Consider the following 1649-nt stretch of genomic DNA (forward strand, 5'->3'; position numbering starts at 1 on the left):
AGCTTGATTTTGCTCACGGTATTTCCGTACTCGTCCTCTTCCTCCACGCTCACCCCGATAAGGGCAATCTTTCCTGTATTGTCCTGCGCATACAGACCGGAACCTTCAGGCTTTATGACAAGCCCGGTCTCTTTCAGCGCATTACCGTCCTTGTCGAAGACCGCCGCTGAAATCTTTACCAGCCGGTCGCTCTGTTCGAACAGCGTGCGGTACTTATAGGCCAGTGCATCCGCCTTGTTGGTGCTGAACACCAGCAGCGAAATGTAAATCACGCCCGTAAACGACAGCTTGAAGTCTCCCGTGCCGTTCCAAAGGCCGTCCAGCGTGAACATCTTCTCGCCGCCCGCGGGCAGGTCTTCTTCATGGCCGAACATGTTGAAGTTCTCGAAACCGGTCTTGTCAGCACCCACAAATTCGATTTTCAACCGTCCGGCCTTGATGACCCGGTAGCTGAAGGACAGATACACCACGCCGGGCACCCGTTCGCCCTGGCTGTTCGTCTGCCGGTACTCCGGTACCAGCCGGAAGTCCTCCAGCTTCTGCATGATATAGCTGTTCCGGATATAGGCATAAGGCACCTTGCCGTCGGTCCGTATCTCGGCATGGCCGTCCGGCTTCGTACCGTAAGGACCGCCGTTCGCCCAGATCCAGCGTCCGCCCAGGGTGAACAGCGTAGCCTTGCTGCCCGTCTTCCATTTGTCCATGCCGTCGGCAAAACTGCTGTTGTCCAGATAGCTCTGTTCTTCGCGTATTTCCTTGCGCAAGCTTTCCACGGCTGAATGGATTTTCCCCTCGGTTATCTCAAACCGCGTCAGGATGTCCTCGCCCGTCATCAGCACGAACGTACCCTTCAGCCACACGTTGTCGGCATACAGGCCGTTTCCTTTCGGCTGTTTGTCTGCCGGGAAAGCGCTGCTCCTGATGCCGTCCAGCTTGCCCAGCCGGCAACGAAGGCAGCCGTTGAAGTTCTTGGCCTTCACACCGTCCAGAATGTCGATACGGGGCTGCCCGTCCTCGGTGGCCGCAATGGATATAAGGTTCTGCCGGAGCGGGTTTTCGGTGTTGCCCATCAGCACGCACTCATCGCCTGCCTCCGGCTTCACCCCGCCAAACTCGCTTACCGGAACCAGCACACCGCCGGCTATCACCGAGGCCACCTCTACCCAGTATGCTTTTAGTTTCTTGCCACCCGTAACCGCACAGCGCATCAGGTCATGGGCCACAAAACCCGATTCCTGCTCAAACACGATGCGGTAGTTGTCGCCCTGCTTCACCACGTCCTTGATCTTGCCGTTGGCTGCGGACACCACCAGCTGGCCGCACACGCTGCGCACCTTCTCGATCAGCAGTTCCAGCGCCACCAGGCTTTGCCGGGCAGTCACTTTGTCCACCGTCAGGTTCGTCAGTCCGGTCAGCTGGTCAATCCACAGCTGCCAGCCCTCACCGGTCAGCCCGTCCACAAACTCCGTGCTGCGAAGCAGTTCGCGGATCACGGCGGTCAGGTACTCGGCATTACCCTCACCGTCCACGCTGCCGCCGGGCTTGCCGCCGGCAACCTCGCCAAAGCTCACACCCTTCAGAAAGCGGATAGGCTCCTTGGCCGTATCCGGCTTGCTCTTGTTCAGGAACTCTTTCCGGCTGCGCCTGGC

Annotated in this window: 1 pseudogene; it reads right to left on the bottom strand. The window is 58.8% G+C overall.

What is annotated here, in order from left to right:
* Positions 1-1649: pseudogene (locus LPH68_RS26140) on the bottom strand (hypothetical protein); the annotation flags it as partial.

The organism is Bacteroides sp. 1_1_30, assembly GCF_020982715.1.
Classification (GTDB): Bacteria; Bacteroidota; Bacteroidia; order Bacteroidales; family Bacteroidaceae; genus Bacteroides; species Bacteroides xylanisolvens.